The sequence below is a fragment of the Longimicrobium sp. genome, from assembly GCF_048594345.1.
In the GTDB taxonomy this organism is placed as follows: Bacteria; Gemmatimonadota; Gemmatimonadetes; order Longimicrobiales; family Longimicrobiaceae; genus Longimicrobium.
This window is the reverse complement of record NZ_JBMDXM010000126.1, coordinates 1-17,086: the sequence shown is the minus strand read 5'-3', so window position 1 is coordinate 17,086 and position 17,086 is coordinate 1. Positions and strand designations below refer to the sequence as shown.

General features: G+C 68.5%; 12 protein-coding genes. 4 read left to right on the top strand and 8 right to left on the bottom strand.

All coding sequences use genetic code 11. The annotated features are described in order from the left end of the window. Nucleotides 1–95: 95 nt before the first annotated feature. Both ACOJUJ_RS14115 and mutS read right to left on the bottom strand, forming a co-directional pair. Entirely contained in the window at nucleotides 96–1,853 is a 1,758-nt protein-coding gene (locus tag ACOJUJ_RS14115; protein WP_420127532.1) for an SIR2 family protein, read from the bottom strand. Between the two features lie 74 nt (nucleotides 1,854–1,927). Beyond that, a complete protein-coding gene (gene mutS, locus ACOJUJ_RS14110) occupies nucleotides 1,928–4,558 on the bottom strand; it encodes a DNA mismatch repair protein MutS (protein ID WP_420127531.1) in 2,631 nt (876 codons plus the stop codon). Between the two features lie 890 nt (nucleotides 4,559–5,448). Between mutS and ACOJUJ_RS14105 the strand changes: the two genes are divergently transcribed. Continuing rightward, entirely contained in the window at nucleotides 5,449–6,681 is a 1,233-nt protein-coding gene (locus ACOJUJ_RS14105) for a hypothetical protein (RefSeq protein WP_420127530.1), read from the top strand. Here ACOJUJ_RS14105 and ACOJUJ_RS14100 read toward each other — a convergent pair. Then, nucleotides 6,659–9,214: a BTAD domain-containing putative transcriptional regulator gene (locus ACOJUJ_RS14100; protein ID WP_420127529.1), complete on the bottom strand. Its 2,556-nt coding sequence runs from the start codon at nucleotides 9,212–9,214 to the stop codon at nucleotides 6,659–6,661. The genes ACOJUJ_RS14105 and ACOJUJ_RS14100 overlap by 23 nt on opposite strands. A 303-nt stretch (nucleotides 9,215–9,517) precedes the next feature. Between ACOJUJ_RS14100 and ACOJUJ_RS14095 the strand changes: the two genes are divergently transcribed. Both ACOJUJ_RS14095 and ACOJUJ_RS14090 read left to right on the top strand, forming a co-directional pair. Continuing rightward, nucleotides 9,518–9,970, top strand: a complete 453-nt coding sequence (locus ACOJUJ_RS14095; RefSeq protein WP_420127528.1) for a PTS sugar transporter subunit IIA — start codon at nucleotides 9,518–9,520, stop codon at nucleotides 9,968–9,970. Nucleotides 9,971–9,986: 16 nt separating this feature from the next. Then, on the top strand, nucleotides 9,987–10,346 hold the full coding sequence (locus ACOJUJ_RS14090; RefSeq protein WP_420127527.1) for a C4-type zinc ribbon domain-containing protein: 360 nt from the start codon (nucleotides 9,987–9,989) through the stop codon (nucleotides 10,344–10,346). Nucleotides 10,347–10,788: 442 nt separating this feature from the next. Here ACOJUJ_RS14090 and ACOJUJ_RS14085 read toward each other — a convergent pair whose 3' ends face one another. Next, a complete protein-coding gene (locus ACOJUJ_RS14085; RefSeq protein ID WP_420127526.1) occupies nucleotides 10,789–12,228 on the bottom strand; it encodes an amidohydrolase family protein in 1,440 nt (479 codons plus the stop codon). 138 nt (nucleotides 12,229–12,366) lie between these two features. Here ACOJUJ_RS14085 and ACOJUJ_RS14080 point away from each other — a divergent pair, with 138 nt between their 5' ends. Next, nucleotides 12,367–13,278: a LysR substrate-binding domain-containing protein gene (locus ACOJUJ_RS14080; RefSeq protein WP_420127525.1), complete on the top strand. Its 912-nt coding sequence runs from the start codon at nucleotides 12,367–12,369 to the stop codon at nucleotides 13,276–13,278. Between the two features lie 499 nt (nucleotides 13,279–13,777). Here the strand turns inward: ACOJUJ_RS14080 and ACOJUJ_RS14075 are convergent, their stop codons facing one another. The 4 genes from ACOJUJ_RS14075 to ACOJUJ_RS14060 all read right to left on the bottom strand — a co-directional run bounded on the left by ACOJUJ_RS14075 (nucleotide 13,778) and on the right by ACOJUJ_RS14060 (nucleotide 16,802). Then, a complete protein-coding gene (locus ACOJUJ_RS14075) occupies nucleotides 13,778–14,275 on the bottom strand; it encodes a hypothetical protein (RefSeq protein WP_420127524.1) in 498 nt (165 codons plus the stop codon). Nucleotides 14,276–14,384: 109 nt separating this feature from the next. Further along, the gene (recO, locus tag ACOJUJ_RS14070; RefSeq protein WP_420127523.1) at nucleotides 14,385–15,212 is read right to left on the bottom strand and encodes a DNA repair protein RecO; all 828 of its coding nucleotides are present in this window, start codon (nucleotides 15,210–15,212) and stop codon (nucleotides 14,385–14,387) included. A gap of 13 nt (nucleotides 15,213–15,225) precedes the next feature. After that, the gene (locus tag ACOJUJ_RS14065; RefSeq protein ID WP_420127522.1) at nucleotides 15,226–16,260 is read right to left on the bottom strand and encodes a hypothetical protein; all 1,035 of its coding nucleotides are present in this window, start codon (nucleotides 16,258–16,260) and stop codon (nucleotides 15,226–15,228) included. Next, nucleotides 16,257–16,802: a bifunctional nuclease family protein gene (locus ACOJUJ_RS14060; RefSeq protein ID WP_420127521.1), complete on the bottom strand. Its 546-nt coding sequence runs from the start codon at nucleotides 16,800–16,802 to the stop codon at nucleotides 16,257–16,259. Before ACOJUJ_RS14060 ends, ACOJUJ_RS14065 begins: the two co-directional genes overlap by 4 nt. Nucleotides 16,803–17,086 lie beyond the last annotated feature (284 nt).

The window sequence follows — 17,086 nt, the reverse complement described above, 5'->3', positions numbered from 1 at the left end:
TACCCTGATCCTGCACCAGCCCGGATCACTGGAGCGCGGGTGCTTTTTGGTCACCTTAAACGGGCGTGCGGATCCGGTCAGGCCGGTCAATCCCGTCAGTGAAAGTAGTACTGGCGCCGTACAGCTTTTGTATGCTCTTCGGTCGTTTTCAGTACAGCGAGCGCGCGGTCGAGCGAGCCTCTAAAGAATCCCGTATTTAACATAGGCCAAGCGGCGCCCGCTGACTCGATCTCTGTTCGAAGCCTGGAAATCAGACCGGTGCGTGGATCGCGGTCTCGCCAGAGAAACGAACCGACCGGAACCCAGCCACTCGCGAATTCGTCCTCTGGCTCTTGATCAGCGTACACCATGCTTTGCAGATACTCATACCGGTCGAACATTCGTGTGTACCGGGCATCATCCGCGATTACTCCCCGAAGACTCTCCCGCAGCACCGCGTGGATATGCTCGCTCAACGGTGGATGTCGCTTCCTGCTGCCCGGCAGCTTCAAACCATCATCGGGATCCATCACTTCATTGTTGTAAAGTGATCTGATCACGGGCCTTTCGGCATGGCGCTCTTGAAACGTGGCCGTAACCAAAATCGCTCTCAACGCGTCGTAATTCTCGTTAGCTACCGCCGCAATACCTCCAGCATACATGCAGAGCAGAGCTGGATAGCGCCTTAGATTGGCCAACCGGGGATATCCACTTTCATCGCCGGCCATTCGTGCCAGTCGTTCCACACAGTGTCTCCACAAACTGCTGTGTGAAGACTCTCCCCAATAACACCCCGCAGAGAGCATCGCACGAAGCGGTTCTGAAAGACTCTCATATCGGACTACCTGATCGAGAAAGATCGCGTCCGAATCATCATTTGTCGGAAACACATTAAGATTCATGCCTAACGCGACGCGCTCAGTCTCTTCCGTGAAGAGGTCATGGAGGCGGATGCGATGGCGCGGCTCCACCAGAAGACGCTTCGCCGTTGCTGCGGCAACTTGTGCAGATAGGGGGTGTGGAGAACGGAGATTTTCAAGGGATTCTACCTTCGCAAGTAGGTCACCAAAGAAAGCGTCCGCCCCGGAGATTCTGATTATTTGTCCACGACGGTGGTCGATGAGACTCTTCGCGGCCGGAGAAGGCTCACCGAAGGTAGCCCAGTACGCGGAAAAGCGCCGGGTAGAACACCGTTCTATTCCGGCGCGAAGCGCGATGTCCCACTCGGCAGACCAGCCGCAAACGATGAGGCCAAACTCGTCGAACACCCGGTCCAGCAATCGAACCATCTTAACTGGATAACGCTCCAATTCCTTGGGCGTGTTTCGAATCCGCGAGTCGAGATAATCGCCGTGCACTTTGATAACAGTGCACGTACTGTGAACTATCGGCAAAGCACCGCTCAGTTTATCCGTCGTATCGATCACCGTAGGTGTAATACCTTCTGCCTCCAGCGCCTTCTCCAGTAGCCGATCGAAGTTGGTTGTAAGAACCACTTTCACGTAACCTTTAGCTACCAATGACGCGACTGCACGGTGCGCAGCGGTGGGTAATTTGAGGCGTTCCTCACGCTCTTCTTCTGTAGGTTCGAAGTAGGAGCGGAGCAATTGCTGGCGTTCTGCCGGCGACTTCGCTACCTCATCCAGCAGACGCGAGTAATCGGGTTCCTCCCCAAAGGTGTGCCGGTACCACGCAGCAGGATCAGGGTTCGGATCTTCACCTTTGAGCTGAGCGAGCCGTCGGATCAGGTCCAGCACCACTTCCCAGCCTGTCGGGATGCCTGCCGCGCGAGAAACGCCGGAGCCGAGCAGGAGCATGTACACGCCCGGATTCGACTGTACGGAAATCGCGAGCGAAAGAATTGGGTCGATCATAAGAATGGTTGGGACACTGTTTCAGCGAGCCACGACTTCAAGCCTGCTCATACGCTGAAGACGAGGCAAGTTGCTCACCCCTGCGCGGCCTTCTTCAGCTCCGCCAGCAGATTCAGCGCCTGCAGCGGGGTCAGGCCGTCGACGTCCACCCCGCGCAGGCGCTCGACGACGGGGTGCGGCAGGCCGTCCCCGAAAAGGCCCAGCTGCACGTCGGGCGGGGGGGCGGCGCGGCCCTGGGCGGCGGACTGCTCCTCCAGCTCGTGCAGCACCTGCCGGGCGCGCTCCACCACCGTCTCCGGCAACCCCGCCAGCCGCGCCACCTCCACACCGTACGAGCGGTCCGCGCCGCCCTCCACCAGGCGGCGTAGAAAGACGATGTCCTCGCCCACTTCCCGAACGGCCACGCTGAAGTTCACCACCCGCGGCAGCCGCTCGGCCAGGCGCGTGAGCTCGTGGTAGTGCGTCGCGAAGATCGTCTTGGCGCCCACGACGTCGTGCAGGTGCTCCGTGGTCGCCGTGGCCACGGACAATCCGTCCCAGGTCGAGGTGCCACGGCCGATCTCATCCAGCAGCACCAGCGACTTGTCGGTGGCCGAGTGGAGGATGGCCGCCGTCTCGTTCATCTCCACCATGAACGTGGACTGGCCGCGCACCAGGTTGTCCGACGCGCCCACGCGCGTGAAGATGCGGTCCGCGATCCCCACGCGGGCCGCCCGCGCCGGGACGAACGAGCCGATCTGCGCCAGCAGCTGGATCAATCCCACCTGACGGAGAATCGTCGACTTACCGGCCATGTTGGGTCCGGTAAGGATCATCACCCGCGCATCGTCGTCCAGCCGCACGTCGTTGGGGATAAAGTCCTCGCGCGGCATCATCGTCTCCACGACGGGGTGCCGGCCGCCGCGGATCTCCAGCACGTTCTCCACGTCCACGTGGGGGCGGGTGAAGTCGCGGCGCACCGCCACCTCCGCCAGCGCGGCGAGAACGTCCAGCGACGCCACGTTGTCCGCCACCGCCTGAATGCGCCGCACCTCGCGCGAGGCCGCCTCGCGCAGTTCCGCGAACAGCCGCTGCTCCAGCGAGCCGATGCGCTCCTCGGCGCCGAGGACCTTCTCCTCCCACTCCTTGAGCTCCGCCGTGTAGTAGCGCTCGGCGTTGGCCAGCGTCTGCTTGCGGTGATAGTGCCCCGGGACGCGCTCGGACTGGTTGCGCGTGACCTCCAGGTAGTACCCGAAGACGCGGTTGAAGCCCACCTTGAGCGTGTTGATGCCGGTCTGCTCGCGCTCCGTGGCCTGCAGCCGCGCGATGAACTCCACCGCGCCGTCGCGGATCCCCCGCAGCTCGTCCAGGTCGGGGTTGAAGCCCGTGCGGATGACCCCGCCGTCGGCCACGGAGACGGGCGCCTCGGGGTCGATGGCGCGGTCGATGGCCTCGCGCACGTCCACCAGCGGGTCGATCCCCTCGCGGTGGATCCACAGCATCCCCCGCTCCAGCCCCGACAGCGCGTCGATCAGCTTGGGCAGGCGGGAAAGGGACGCGGAGAGGGCCAGCATCTCCCGCGGCGTGGCCCGGCCGGCGCCCACCTTGACCGCCAGGCGCTCCAGGTCGCGCACGCCCCCCAGCGCGTCGCGGACGGAGCGGCGCATGGCGTCGCCCTCCACCAGCTCCGCCACCGCGTCCAGCCGCGCGTCGATGCGCACGGTTTCCACCAGCGGCGACAGCAGCCAGCGGCGCAGCAGGCGGCTTCCCATGGGCGTGCACGCCTCGTCCAGCACGCCCAGCAGCGTTCCGTCCGGGCCGGTGCCGCGCAGCGTCTCCACCAGCTCCAGGTTGCGGCGCGTCATCTCGTCCAGCGCCATGAAGCCGCCGGGGCGCTCCACGTGCGGCGGCCGCAGCCCCGCAAAGCCGGCCGGCTGCACCTCGCCCAGGTACGAGACCAGCGCGCCGCACGCCGCGGCCAGCCACCCGTCGTCCGACTCGAAGCCGTAGCCGGCCAGGTTGGCCACGCGAAAGTGGCGGCACAGCTCCTCGCCCGCGCCGCGTGGGTCGAACAGCCAGTCGCCGCGGTAGGTGCGCGTCACCTCGTGGGTCCCCGGGATGGGGAACAGCTCCCAGGTGCGCGGCAGCAGCAGCTCCGCGGGCTGCCAGATCCCCAGCACGTCCGCCAGCTGGTCCCAGTGCACCGCCCGCGCGCTCAGCTCCCCCGTGGTCAGGTCGGCCAGCGCCAGGCCCAGCATTCCCTCCCCCGCCGCGTCGCCGGCGACGGCGGCCAGGTAGTTGTTGCGGCGGGCGTCCAGCAGCGCGTCGCTGAACACGGCGCCGGGCGTCACCATCTCCGTCACCTCGCGGCGGACGAGGCCCTTGGCCAGCGCGGGGTCCTCCACCTGGTCGCAGATCGCGACCTTCTTCCCGAAGCCCACCAGCCGCCGCAGGTAGTTTTCCAGCGCGTGCGCGGGAATGCCCGCCAGCGGCGCCTTGCTGCTGCCGTTGTTGCGCGCGGTGAGCGTCAGGTCCAGGAGCTTGCTCCCCTCGACCGCGTCTTCGTTGAACAGCTCGTAGAAGTCGCCGACGCGCATGAAGATGAACGCATCCGGGTGGCGCGCCTTTACTTCGCGCCACTGCTGCATCAGCGGGGTGTCGTCCGACGCCATCGAGCGGTGGATGCGGGAGCCTGCGGGAGCGGCGCGCCCGTGCGGCGGCGCCATGGGAACGTGCTGGTGAGGGCGGGAATGTACCGGCGCGGATTGGCGGCGGCAACGGGGCCGATTGCGCCAGCTTGGGAACAGAGTGGACTGGTGTGAGGGTGTGAGGGTGTGAGGGTGTGAGGGTGTGGGGGTGAACGGGTGAACGGGTGAACGGGTGTGAGGGTGAACGGGTGGAGCCGGAGATAAGTAAATGTGAGGGCAGCCGTCCTCCGTCCGATCATGTCGAACTGTCATTTCGAGGAGGCGCCTGCGTGAACCCAGCCCGCACCAGCGGCCGTGGCGCCGACGAGAAATCTACCTTCCGTACCGCGAGGATCGCCCCGACCAGCCAATTACAGCCGCCCGCGCCGTCCGCATGTTTCATCCTGTCCCGCCTTCCCATGGAGTGGGCGGATGGTTCTCCAGATCGCGCATCAGGTGGATCGATCGGCCCGCTCCCGTGCGCCACAGAGATCATCCACCGATCTACAGACCTCTCCCAAAAACGCGGATGGCTCCCTGCCGCATTCCATCTACCTCCCGTTCCCGATATCCCACGCCGGCTCGTGCCTCGTCGCCCGGTGCCATGCGGTCCGCCACCCCGCGCAAGCGCGGAGGAAACGGCACGAGAAAAACTCCGTTGACTCCGTTAACTCCGTGTGAGGCCATTCTTTTTGGCCGAAGATAAAAACTTCGAAATCGCTTGTATGTCAACAGGTTGGATGAGTTGATCGGATGCGGAGAGGGGGAGGTTGAGAGGGGGATTGAGGCGAACCCGGAAAGGGGCTTGATGCGCCCGCGCCATAGTGCTCCCCGACGATGCGGCCACGGGCCGCCGGGCCGCCAGCGACATTCGATCACGCGGGCCCGAGTCACCACGATCGTCACCATCATACCCGGAGAAACCAGCCATGCCCGTCACACCGCTCGATTACCGGCAGCTGCGCCTGCTGGCCGAGGCTGCCCTGGGCCAGCCCAGCGGAGAGTCCGTGTTCACCTTCAACGGCAGCGTCGTGGAGTTGGTTCCGCCGGAGCACCAGCCGCCGCCGGACGGCATTCTGATCCCCACCGTCAACAGGACCAAGCGTCCCTCGCTGTCCTACCTGACCCTGCAGGTGCCCTGGACCACGCCGGACGGCACGCGGCAGCTGGTTTCGCTGGACGCGCTGGATTTTCACGCCGACGCGGTGTTCTGGTCCGAAGCCGCCGTGATGAAGTTCGTGCAGCCGTACTGCGCATCGTGCGCGGGATCGTTCGCGAGCGACGAGCTGGCGCTGCTGCGGCGGGCGTGGAACGGCTCGGCCCAGGGGGCACGGGTGTTCGCCATGCTGCACGTGACCTGGTCCGCGCCCGGAGGGCCCACGCCGATCGAGCCGCTGTGGGTGGCGTTCCTGCGCACCGAGGGTGAAGACGCCGGCACGGTCGGCGCGCTTCCGGTCTCCGGGTACATCGCCGAGTTCGACCCGGACGTGCCGGTGGAGATGGATCCGTTGACCGTGCCGTACGTACGCCCCCTGCCCACGCCCGCCGCCGTTTCCCTTCCCGGGTACAGCGGCCTGCGCGGAGTGGCCGAGTGGTCGGCCTCGCTGACGGGCGGGCCCATGTACTTTCTGTACGATCCCGCCACGGGGACCTACAACGCGCCTAGCGCCACCCTTCCCCCGGTGGTGGGAAGCCAGATCGTAATCCCCGTCCACAACCAGACCGTTCCCCCGGAGCGGCTGCTTCCGGTGGGGGTGTGGCTGCAGGCGCCGGGCGGCACCGCCCCCGTAGACCTTGCGGGGACGTGCGATGCGGTGTTCTGGAGCACCGGGGCGATCGAGCAGTTCATGCTGCCGTACTACGCTTCGGTAGACGGCTTCGCGGGGCTGGTGGACCTGGGCCTGATCGCGCTCTCATGGACCGACAACGTGTCCGCGGGCGCGGGCGGCCTGCAGGTGGCCCCGGGTCCGGTCCTCGGTCCGACGCTGCTGGACGACGGAAACCAGGAGGTGTACGCCCTGGTGCACATGCCCAAGTCCGCCTGGGTGTCGCTGGAGGAGAGCGTCGCCACCGCCGAGATCGCCATGGTGCACGGCGCGGGGGCCTCGGGACGGACGGCGGTGACCTCCGCCCGCCAGTTCATCGCGAAGGCGAGGAGGTGAGCAGCTCGCGCATCAGCGGGTCGCGGGCGGTAAAGGCGCGCATCTCCGGACGCTGGGCCAGGTACACCTCCAGACGTTCGCGGGCCTGCGCACGCTCCCCCAGCAGCAAAAGGATGTACGCCTCGTCGTAGGGCATCGACACCCGCGACTCGGGGTCGGCGGCGGCGTCCAGCCGCGCCCGGGCCAGCACGGCCCGGGCGCTGTCGGCCTGACCCGCGCGGGCGGAAACCGCGGCGGCCACCAGGCGGCGGTAGATGGGTGCGTAGGTGCGGCCGGTGGCGGCGGCGCGGGGCGGCGGGTCGAGCGCGTCCAGCTCGGCCACCAGCCGCCAGGCCGCCGCGGGGTCGGCGGGGCGCGAGCGGTCTTCGCGCAGCAGCGTCAGCCGGCACTCCACGAAGCGCCAGTCGCGCGGACGGGCGCGCCGGCCTCGCTCGCAGGTTTCGGCGGCGGCGCGGTAGTCGCCGATGGAAAGCTGGGAGAAGAACAGGCGCTCCAGCACGTCGTCGGCGTGCTCCAGCCACGCGTCGTGCTCCAGCGCCTTTTCGGCGGTCTGCGCGCTTTCCGCGAAGCGCGCCTGCACGTAGTACAGAAAGCTGAGCGTTCCCCACGCGCTCGCCAGCTCCGGATCCGCCGCCACGGCGGCGCGCAGGTCGCGCTCGGACGCCCGCTGCAGCGTGGCCGTCTCGGAGCCCGGGTCCACCGAGCGGAACCAGAGCGCCGTCCCCCGCACCTCCAGCGCCCGCGCGTTGGCCGGGTCGCGGGCCAGCACCCGCTCCGCGCGGGCCGCCGCGCTGTCGAACTCCATGGCGCGGCGCATTCCCTCGCTCCACGAGGCCGTCTGCAGGGCCACCCACGCGCGGGCAAGGGTGGGGCGCCACCAGCGCGGGTCCGCGGCCTCGGCGCGCGCCAGCAGCGCGTCCGCGCCGTCCAGGGCGCGCAGCGCCGACGCCACGTCGTCGGGGTTGCTGCTGCGGTGCAGCGCCACCGCGTCCGCGTACGCCTGCTCGCCGCGCAGCGCCAGCTCCAGCGCGGCGGGGCTGCGCGTTCCCCCCACCGCCTCGCGCTGCCGGATGCTGGCGCCCAGCTGCTCCCGCAGAAAGCCGCTCACCTCTTCCGACACCGCACGCTCCAGGGCCAGCACGTCGCCCAGGGGGCGAATCACCACGCGGCTCACCAGGTGCGAGTGCGTGTTGCCGTCGATCAGCTGCACCACCACGCGCACGCTGTCGCCGGAGCGCTGCACGCTCCCCTCCACCACGCTCCCCACCCGCAGGTCGGCCACCATGCTGTCGAAGGGCACGCTTCCCTCGCGGTACGGCTTCACGCCGTTGCGCGACACCACGTCCAGCGCCTGCACCTGGCTAAGCTCGTGGATCAGCATCTCCGTAAGCCCGTTGGCCAGGTACTGCAGCTCCCCGCCCGGGCTGTAGTCGTCCAGGTACAGCACGGCGATGCGGCGCGGATCGAACCGGGGCTCCGCCCGCGGCGCCGGATCGCGCCGAGCGGCCAGCGCGGCCAGGACCAGCGCCACCGCCACCAGCCCCGCCGCCGCAAAGCCGAACCGCCGCTTCCGGCGCCGCGCGGGACGGTCATCCGACTCGGCAGACGCAGGCGTCGCCGTCCGCGCCGCGCCCGGTGGATCGGCCGCCGCGGCCCGCGCGTCCCGATCGGCGGAGACGGCGGAACCGGCCAGGACGGCGGCGGGACCGGCGGAGGGGGCGACGGGATCGGGCGCGGGTGCATCGTCCTCATCCACCGGACCGGCCGATGGAGGCGGCGGGGCCGGTGCGGCGGCGGGGCGCGGCGGCCGGGGTGGGGGCGCCGGGGGCTCGCTGCGCAGGTCCTCGATGAGCGAGGCGAGCTCCGGCTCCGGGCCCACGCCCAGCTCCTCGCGAAGCAGAACGACGTGCGCCTCGGCCGCGCGCAGCGCCGCCGCACGCTCGCCCCCGCACGCCAGCGCCCGCACCAGCCGCAGCGCCACGCGCGAGCTGAAGGGATCGTGCGCCAGCAGCCGGCGCCACCATTCCGCCGCCCGGATCGGGGCGACGGCCTCCGCCGCGGCAGCCAGCTCTTCCAGCGCCCGCCCGTAACCGCGGGCCAGGCGGTCGCGCTCGCCCTCGGCCCAGCGCTCGAACTCCGCCGCGTCGGCCACGTAGAAGCCGTCCAGGAACGGGCCACCGTACGCGTTGACCGCGTCCTCCCACCGTCCGTCCGCCAGCGCCTGCTCAAAGTCGTCCAGGTCGCTGCGCGCGATGGCCGGGTCCAGCGCCACCTCGTCGCCCATGACGACAAACGCGTCGTCGCCCAGGTCCTTGCGCAGCACGTACAGCCCTTCGGACAGCGTGTGGCGGGCGGCGTCGGAGGGGTTCTCGGGCCAGAGCAGGCCGATGATGCGCTCGCGGCCCACCGGACGCCCCCGTGCCGCCGCCAGGATGGCGATGAGCGCCAGCCGCCGCCGGTGCGCGGCGCGGCCGGTAATGGGCCCTTCGGCCCGGCGAATGACGGGCGCGCCAAGAACGTGGATGAGGATCACGGCGAGTACTGCTTTGCGGGGAGGGACCGGAAAAGCGAACCGTGCATGAACGCGAGCCACGCAGCTTAATCGTGTGTTCCCGCGCAAGCAACTGTTACCTGTTCAAGTTGCAGCCGCGCATACGCCGCGCGTCCGGACCGGATTGGGGCCGCCGTCCGGGGGGTCCGCGCGGGCTTGGCCCCCTCCCCCGTTGTTCCCGTGTAAGTCGTTTGATTTGACGGCCTACAGGCGTCCGCTTACATTCCCCGGTCTCCGGTAGCTTTGGAGCTTTGACAAGCCGATGGTCCAACGGGATTTGCAGATATGGAACTTCGTGAATTCTTTACCGAGGACGCGATCAAGCTGGAACTTCAGGGCTCGAGCAAGGACGAGATCCTCAAGGAGCTGATCGGTCTTCTGGGGCTGGACGACAAGTCCCAGGGCATCCTGTTCAAGATGCTCAAGCGTCGCGAGAACCTGGGCAGCACGGGGATCGGCAAGGGGATCGCCATTCCGCACTGCCGCTCGCTGGTGGTGAACCGGCTGCGGGTGGCGTTCGGGCGCAAGGCCGACCCTATCGAGTACCGGGCCATCGACGACCAGCCCGTGCAGTACTTCTTCCTGATCGTGGCGCCGCCGCTGGAGGTGTCGAACCAGTACCTGCCGGTGCTGGGCAAGATCGCCGGGTTCGTCAAGGAGGCCGACGTCCCCGGGCGGCTGGCGAGCGTGCAGTCACCCAGGGAGTTCCTGGCGCTGCTGGAAGAAAAGGGCGCCTGAACGAACGGATACGAGAATGCATCCCCACCTTGAGACGCTGCTGGAGATCCAGGACCTCAAGACGCAGCGGCGCGAGCTTGAAGCCACGGGCGGCGACCGCGAGGTCCAGGAGTCAGTGTTCGGGCTTGGCATCGACAACGCGCTGTCGCAGATCGACGAGAAGGTCGCCGAGATGGAGGCCTCGCTCCCCCCGCAGGTGCGCGGCCGGCTGCAGCGCATGCAGGCCAAGCACCCCCGCGTGGTGGTGCCGGTGATCCGCGGCACCTGCTACGGCTGCTTTGTGCAGGTGCCCACCGCGCTTGCCTCCGACGCCGACCGCAACGAGGAAGTGCGCACCTGCCAGAGCTGCGGCCGGTTCCTGTACCTGATTGACTGACGGCGGGTACGGCGGTACGGAGTACGAAGGTAGGAGAGTACGAAGGTACGAGAGTACGAAGGTACGAGAGTACGAAGGTACGAGAGTACGAAGGTACGAGAGTACGAAGGTACGAAAGTACGTTGGATGACGAGGGGCCCTCCTCCGCGGCGCGGGGGAGGGTCTTTCTTTGATCCGTCGCCCGATCGCGTGGAGTGGGCGGATGGTTCTCCAGATCGCGCATCAGGTGGATCGATCGACTCGCTCCCGTGCGCCACAGAGAGCATCCACCGATCTACAGGCCTCTCCCCAAGAACGCGGATGGCCCCCTGCCGCATTCCATCTCCCTCTCGTTACCGACATCTCCCATCAACGGGCTTCGCACCGCGAGAGCAGAGGAAACGGCACGAGCGAACTCTGTTGACTCTGCTGACTCTGTGTGAGGCCCATTCTTTTCAGGACCTCAGCGCAGGTACGGAGCGAGGTTGTGGGCGATGGTACGGAACTCCCCGTCGGTGAGCGGCAGGCGGCGAAAGAACAGCCAGCCGGTTTCGGGAGTGATCTCGGTGGATGCGGGATGGTCGCTGCCGTACAGCACGCGCTGCAGCCCGAACTGGCGCAGCCGCCTCGCGATCAGCGCCAGCTCGTCGGCGGTCTGGAAGAGCGTGACGACGGTCGCCACGTCGGTGTAGACGTTCCGCATCCGCGGATCGCCGGCGGCCGCCGCCTCGGCGAACACCGCGAACGCCTCGTCGGAGTTGTAGCCCGGGCCGCTCCCTGCCAGGTGCGCGATCTGGATGGCGATGTCGGGCGCGGCCGCCACCAGGCTGTCCAGAAAGATCCGGGAGTGCTGAGCCCCATACGCCGGATCGGACGTCCGCAGGTCCACCACGATCGGCAGCCGGTGTTCGTTCGCGGCGCGAAACACGCGCAGCACGGCGGCGACGTGCTCCGGGTTGCGCAGGTCCACCCCCGAATCGCCAAAGTGCTGCTTCAATCCCCGAAAGCGCGGGTCGGCGGCGCACCGGGCCAGCGCGTCCAGCGCATAGTCCTTGAGCGGATTGAAACTGCACAGGCCCACCAGCCGGTCCGGATACCGTCCCACCTGCTCCGCCACCCACTCCGTCTCCGCCCGCACCTTTTCGTACTCGCCCGCTTCCGCCGGCCCGGTCCCGCTTCCAAACCAGTACGCGGTGGAAAGCACCGCCGCCCGGCGGATCCCGGCCGCGTCCAGCAGGGCAATCAGCTTGTCGGCCGTGAACGGGTCCGGATAGTTGGGTTCCGCAAAGGTGGCCGACTCGGCCGCGATGCGCCACGCGCCGTCCGACCCGCGCCGCAGCGACAGGTGCACGTAGCCAAAGATCCGCGACGCCTCGTCAGGGGACGTAAAGTAGCCGGTGATGTGGCCCGTGGAGTCGTTTGCCGCATAGCCGATCGGCGCGATGCGGTACGGCTGCGCGTACAGCGTGCCGATGTAGCTGGCGGCCGGACCGCGGCCCTGGATCCACCGCGGCCCGCGCGTGTCCAGCAGCGCGCTGTCCTCGGTGTACAGCGCGGCCAGGGCCAGCGTGTCGTTCCAGCTCGCCTCCCGCGCGCGCAGCAGCCGGTCCAGACCCTCCGGCAGTTGCACGCCCGGGATCACCGGCGGCCGATAGACGCGCGCGATGGAGAGGTTGAAGAGGTGCGTGTGATGATCCGCCACCGGCACCGTCTTCTCCGCCGGCTGCGCCGCCGCGGCGGCTGGCGGTGGCGCGCTCCCCGCCCCCGCCGTCCGCGTGGTGCAGGCGGCCAGCAGCAGCCCCGCCGCGCAAACCACCGCCCGCGGCACGGGGGCGATCCACCTTGCGCGGGTCGCTCCGGGCCCGGACGTGCCGGCGCCGCGCATCACTCCATCGACGGTCATGGTTCTGGTTCTGTGAAGGCTGAACGGGAGAGATCGCGCTCGTGCGTGCGGCGGATGAGGAAGGTTGCACAGGCAGGATAGCGCACGCAGGTTGATAAGGGAAATACACGTCGCGAACGCAGATGATAGGCAATGCTTATGAGCACGCGCGTCCACCTGCGCCACCTGCGCTACTTTGTCGCACTCGCCGAAGAGCTGCACTTTGGGCGGGCCGCGCGCAGGCTGCGGATCGCGCAGCCCGCGCTCAGCCAGCAGATTCGCGCGCTGGAAGAGGCCATCGGATGCGTGCTGGTGGAGCGAAGGCCGCAAGTGGCGCTGACAGACGCGGGGCGGGTGTTCCTGGAGGAGGCGCGGCAGACGCTGGCGCGCATGGAGCGCGGCATCGAAGCCACGCAACGGATGGCGCGCGGCGAGAGCGGGGCGCTGTCGGTGGGGTTTGCCGCCTCCGCGGTGCTTACGCGCTTTTCCGAGATCATCCGGCACTACCGCGAAGGCTTTCCCGCCGTCGCGCTGGACCTGCGCGAGCTGTCACCCGCGGCGGAGGTGGAGTCCATCCGCACGGGCGCGGTGGACGTCGCGTTCGTCCGCGAGATCGGCGACAGCCCGGACCTGGTCTACTCCACCCTGTTTCACGAGCCGCTGGCCGTGCTCCTGCCGCCGGGGCACCCGCTGGCGGCGGCGGACGTCGTGGATCTTCGCGCGCTGGCGGGAGAGGCGTTCGTGCACTTTCCGCGGGAGATCGCGCCCTCGCTGTACGACCAGGTGCTGCTCACGTGCAGGGATGCCGGATTTCTGCCGCGCGTGGTGCAGCAGGCGCGCGAGTGGCTTACGGAGCTGAGCCTGGTGCAGGCCGGGCTGGGTGTCGCGCTGGTGCCGCGCTCGTTCGAGCGGATCCGCTGGGGCGAGATCTCCGTCCGCCCGCTCCGCGACCAGTCTCGGCAGGCCACCATTGCTCTCTGCCACCGCCGCGAAGGCCTGTCCGGTGCCGCCGCCGCGTTCGCCCAGCTCGCGCGCGACGTGGCGTCAGACGAGGCGACGATTTCCATCTAACATTCAATCCGCGGCAGGCAGCTTCCATCCAATCCGGAAAAGACGATCCTCCCAGCGCTTGTGCCGCCCACTTCCTACCGTGGAGTGGATGGTTCCTCAGATCGCGCATCATGATCATACCACATCCCGCAATACCTCACCTCAAGTCGGACTACATGAAACAGAGGTCAGGGTACAGAGGAACAGAGAAATGCCAGAGGAACAGAGGAGAAATGCGGATCACCTCTGTTCCTCTGGCTGTTCTCCGTCCCTCTGTACCTTCCGATGTTCTTGTTCCGGATTTGGTATCAGCATCAGGATCAGCATCAGGTGGTGTGATCGACCTGTGCCGGTGCGACGCCGAGAACATCCACCGCTCTATAGCCTCTTCCTTTTGCCGAACCGCAGAATGAGAGGAAACGGCACGAGCGAACTCCGTTAACTCCGTTGACTCCGTGTGAGGCCTATTCTTTTGCGAACTCGACGAAGAAGAAAGGCCGGCCTCGCGAGAGACCGGCCTTCATTCGTCGCCGCGGCGGCGGAAAAAGGGCAGGAGCCGTGACCTGCGCCTTGGGGCCGAGACGGTGAATCGCGCGTATTCCACGTGGCTGCCCACCTGCAGCACGATGTAGTACGTCGCCGTGGGTACCCGCTTGCCCGTCATGTCCCGCCCGTCCCAGTACGCCACCTTACGCCCCGCCTCCGTGTACCGCAGGTTGAGCACCGGCACGTTGCTTCCGCGGGGGTGCGCAACCGCCCGGGGGACGGCGACCTGGTGGTTGAACATGTTGATCACGCGGATGGAGACCACCGGGGGTTCTCCGCCCTCGAACAGGCTTGCCTCCAGAATGAAGGGAATGTAGGTGTCCGGGTTTGCCGGGTTGGGGTAGTTCTGCTCCAGGCGAAAGCCCCTGGACTGGGATCCCGGGGCGCCGGGGCCCTGCGCGCCGGCGCCGGGTGGAGACAGGCAGCCGCAGACCAGCCACAGGAGGAGCAGAACAGTGGGTGCGCGAAGCATCAGCACCTTTCTGTTCACCAGGTTTTGCGCGTGGTTGCTCCTCCGTAGACCCTTTTGTGCGTTCATGCGTGGGATGCGCCGTCAACATACCGGCGCGGCGGGCGCGTGGTCAAGCGAGCCCCGCCCCCGCGTCCGCCCCGCCCCGCGCGTCGTCCCCCGCCCCGTCCTCTCCGCCTCCCCGGCCCGGCGGAACGGTCGCCACGCTCTCCAGGAACAGCTCCAGCGAGCGGAACGGCCGTTCCTGGCTCAGCTGCGCCTCCAGAAACGCCCGCAGCAGCGCTCCCTGCGTCCGGGGCCGCGCCACGCCCCCCTCCGGCACCTCGCCCAGCAGCAGCCGCCGCAGCTCCGCGCGGCTCACCGGGTCCAGCACGCGGCCCGCGGGACGGCAGAGGGTGCACGCCACCCCGCCCGCGTGGGCGTCGAAGCGGACGGGCTCGTCGTCCTCCACCTCGCGGCCGCAGACCACGCACGCGCCCGCCTGCGGCTCAAAGCCCAGCAGCACCACCAGGCTCCACGCCCCCGCCAGCGACGCCGCCAGCGCCCGCGCCGGGCCCTCCGCCGCGGCCACCACGTCCCACGCCTGCACCAGCGTTTCGTACAGCGCGGGGTGTGGCTCCTCCGTCCCCGTGCGCATCACGATCTCCGCCAGCAGCGAGGCGCCGGCGAAGCCCACCAGCGAGCGCCCCAGCCCCTGCCGGCTGCGCACCAGGTCAAAGCCGCTCAGCGTGTGCAGGTCGCGGCCTTCCTTCAGGTAGAAGGTGGCCGTCCCCTCGGTGAACGGCTCCAGCACCCCGCCGTAGCGGCTTTTGGGCCGCAGCGCGCCCTTGGCCATCACCGAGCGAAGTCCGTGCTCCAGCGTGTACAGCCGCAGCACCTTGCTGGTTTCGCTGTACGGAAACGACTGCAGCACCAGCGCCCGGGTGGTGGCCAGCGCCATGGTCCGCGTCCGCTCAGGCGGCGGTCGCTGCCGGCGGGCGGCGGCGCAGCGCAAACCATGCACCCGCCACCAGCACCAGCGCCGTCACCACGCCCGCCGCCAGCCGCGGGTCCACCGGCGCACCGCCGTTGCCGCGCCAGCGCACCGCCACCTTGGCGTCCGGCGCCAGCGCCGTCCCCGTGTAGCGCATGAACTGCTCGCCCTCCGCCTCGAACGGCTCGCCCTTGGGCAGCCCCTGCACCGATACGCCGGGGGCGGGCTGGCGGACGTACAGCGCCAGCGTGTCCGTGCGGCCGGAGAGCGGCAGCGCCAGGGTCCCCGTCCCCGCCGGCATGCGGTAGCGGAAAAAGAAGTCGCGTCCACCGGGCGTCAGCGGCACCGTCGCCACCACGCGGCCCCCCATCAGCAGCAGGTCGCGCGGCCGCTCTTCCGCGGACTCCGACATCGCCGGATCGTCCGTCTGAAAGTCCGTCGCGCCCGGCGGAATCGGCAGACCGAAAACCGGCTTGCCGCCGTCGCCCACGACGGTGCGCGTCAGCGGGTTCTCCACGCGCACCACCTCCGCGATCTCCCATCCGCCGCGCTGCCCCGCCACCAGGATCACGTCCCGCCGGCTCACGCGCAGCGAGTCGATCGCCCCCTTCGACGAGGTGGTGTCGTACGCCACCACCTGGTACCCCGTCCCCGGGTCGCCGGGGTGCAGCGCGGGGCCAAAGTAGCGCACACCCTCCACCATCGCCGTAGCAAAAACGACGTTGAAGCCGCCGGTGTCCGCGGGGGGCACCGGAAAGGTGAAGCGGCCCGCCGCATCGCTGACGGTGCGGGCGATCAGGCCGCTGGTGTCGCGGGCCACGCGGTGCAGCTCCACGGGCGCGCCGGGCACGGGCGTGCCGCTCTTGACCACGCGGCCGTTGAGCGTGGCCTGCGCGTGCGCGGCGGACGAAAACGAAAGCGCCGCCGCGAGCGCGGCAGCGAGCAGGTGCATCAGCGAGAGCGGGCGGCGCGCGGTTCTGCGCGCCGCCCGCTCCGGCGGGGTTCGGTCGGTCACGGGTTGAAGCGTCCCAGGTCTTCGGGGTCCAGCTTGCGGAGGTACTCCTTGAGCTGCTCGGGGTTCAGCCCCGGCTGCGGCCCTTCCGGCGTCTCGCCGCCCTCCTCGATGACGGGCGCGGAAAAATCCGCCGCCTGGCCGGGGGGCATCTCGATGGCCGCGTTGGTCAGCAGGTCCTCGGTGGTGAACAGCTGCGCCTCGGTGCGCAGCGCGATGGCGATGCTGTCCGACGGACGCGCATCCACCGTAAACACCTCGTCACCGCGGGTGATGACCAGCTCGGCGTAGTAGGTGTTGTCGTGCACGCGGGTGATGAGGACGCGCGTGAGCGTGCCCCCCAGCCCGCGGATGAGCAGCGGAAACAGGTCGTGCGTGAGCGGCCGGGGAAACTTCATCCCCGCCAGCTCCATGGCGATGGCGCTCGCCTCCGCCGGACCGATCCAGATGGGAAGGACGCGCGGGCCCCCTTCCTCCTGCAGGATCACCACCGGCGACTTGGTGGTCTGGTCGAGCCCCAGGCTCTGTACGCGTATCTTGATCATGGCCTTGGATAGCAGCCCGGGTTCATGCGTTTCCCTCCCGGGCAGCAGGTTGCGGGCCGTTCGGACGACAACGCCGCGGATCGGAGCCGACTCAACAGGCATCGAACTGCATCCTCGCGGTGCCCCTCCCCCGGCCCCTCCCCGTTCGTTCCTCACGGAGAGGGGAGAACTTCAGTGATCGACGACTGGCATCGAACTTCATCCGCGGGGCGCCCCCTTACTCGCTCAGGCTCGCACCTCCCCCCAAAAACCCTGGGGGAGGTGGACTTCGATCCCGCATCGAC

Bases quoted from the DNA above. Each gene is read 5' to 3' on its own strand.
- ACOJUJ_RS14060 (WP_420127521.1), bottom strand. From the start codon at position 16,802: ATGATCAAGATACGCGTACAGAGCCTGGGGCTCGACCAGACCACCAAG.
- mutS (WP_420127531.1), bottom strand. From the start codon at position 4,558: ATGGCGCCGCCGCACGGGCGCGCCGCTCCCGCAGGCTCCCGCATCCAC.
- ACOJUJ_RS14105 (WP_420127530.1), top strand. From the start codon at position 5,449: ATGCCCGTCACACCGCTCGATTACCGGCAGCTGCGCCTGCTGGCCGAG.
- ACOJUJ_RS14080 (WP_420127525.1), top strand. From the start codon at position 12,367: ATGAGCACGCGCGTCCACCTGCGCCACCTGCGCTACTTTGTCGCACTC.
- recO (WP_420127523.1), bottom strand. From the start codon at position 15,212: ATGGCGCTGGCCACCACCCGGGCGCTGGTGCTGCAGTCGTTTCCGTAC.
- ACOJUJ_RS14095 (WP_420127528.1), top strand. From the start codon at position 9,518: ATGGAACTTCGTGAATTCTTTACCGAGGACGCGATCAAGCTGGAACTT.
- ACOJUJ_RS14085 (WP_420127526.1), bottom strand. From the start codon at position 12,228: ATGACCGTCGATGGAGTGATGCGCGGCGCCGGCACGTCCGGGCCCGGA.
- ACOJUJ_RS14090 (WP_420127527.1), top strand. From the start codon at position 9,987: ATGCATCCCCACCTTGAGACGCTGCTGGAGATCCAGGACCTCAAGACG.
- ACOJUJ_RS14075 (WP_420127524.1), bottom strand. From the start codon at position 14,275: ATGCTTCGCGCACCCACTGTTCTGCTCCTCCTGTGGCTGGTCTGCGGC.
- ACOJUJ_RS14115 (WP_420127532.1), bottom strand. From the start codon at position 1,853: ATGATCGACCCAATTCTTTCGCTCGCGATTTCCGTACAGTCGAATCCG.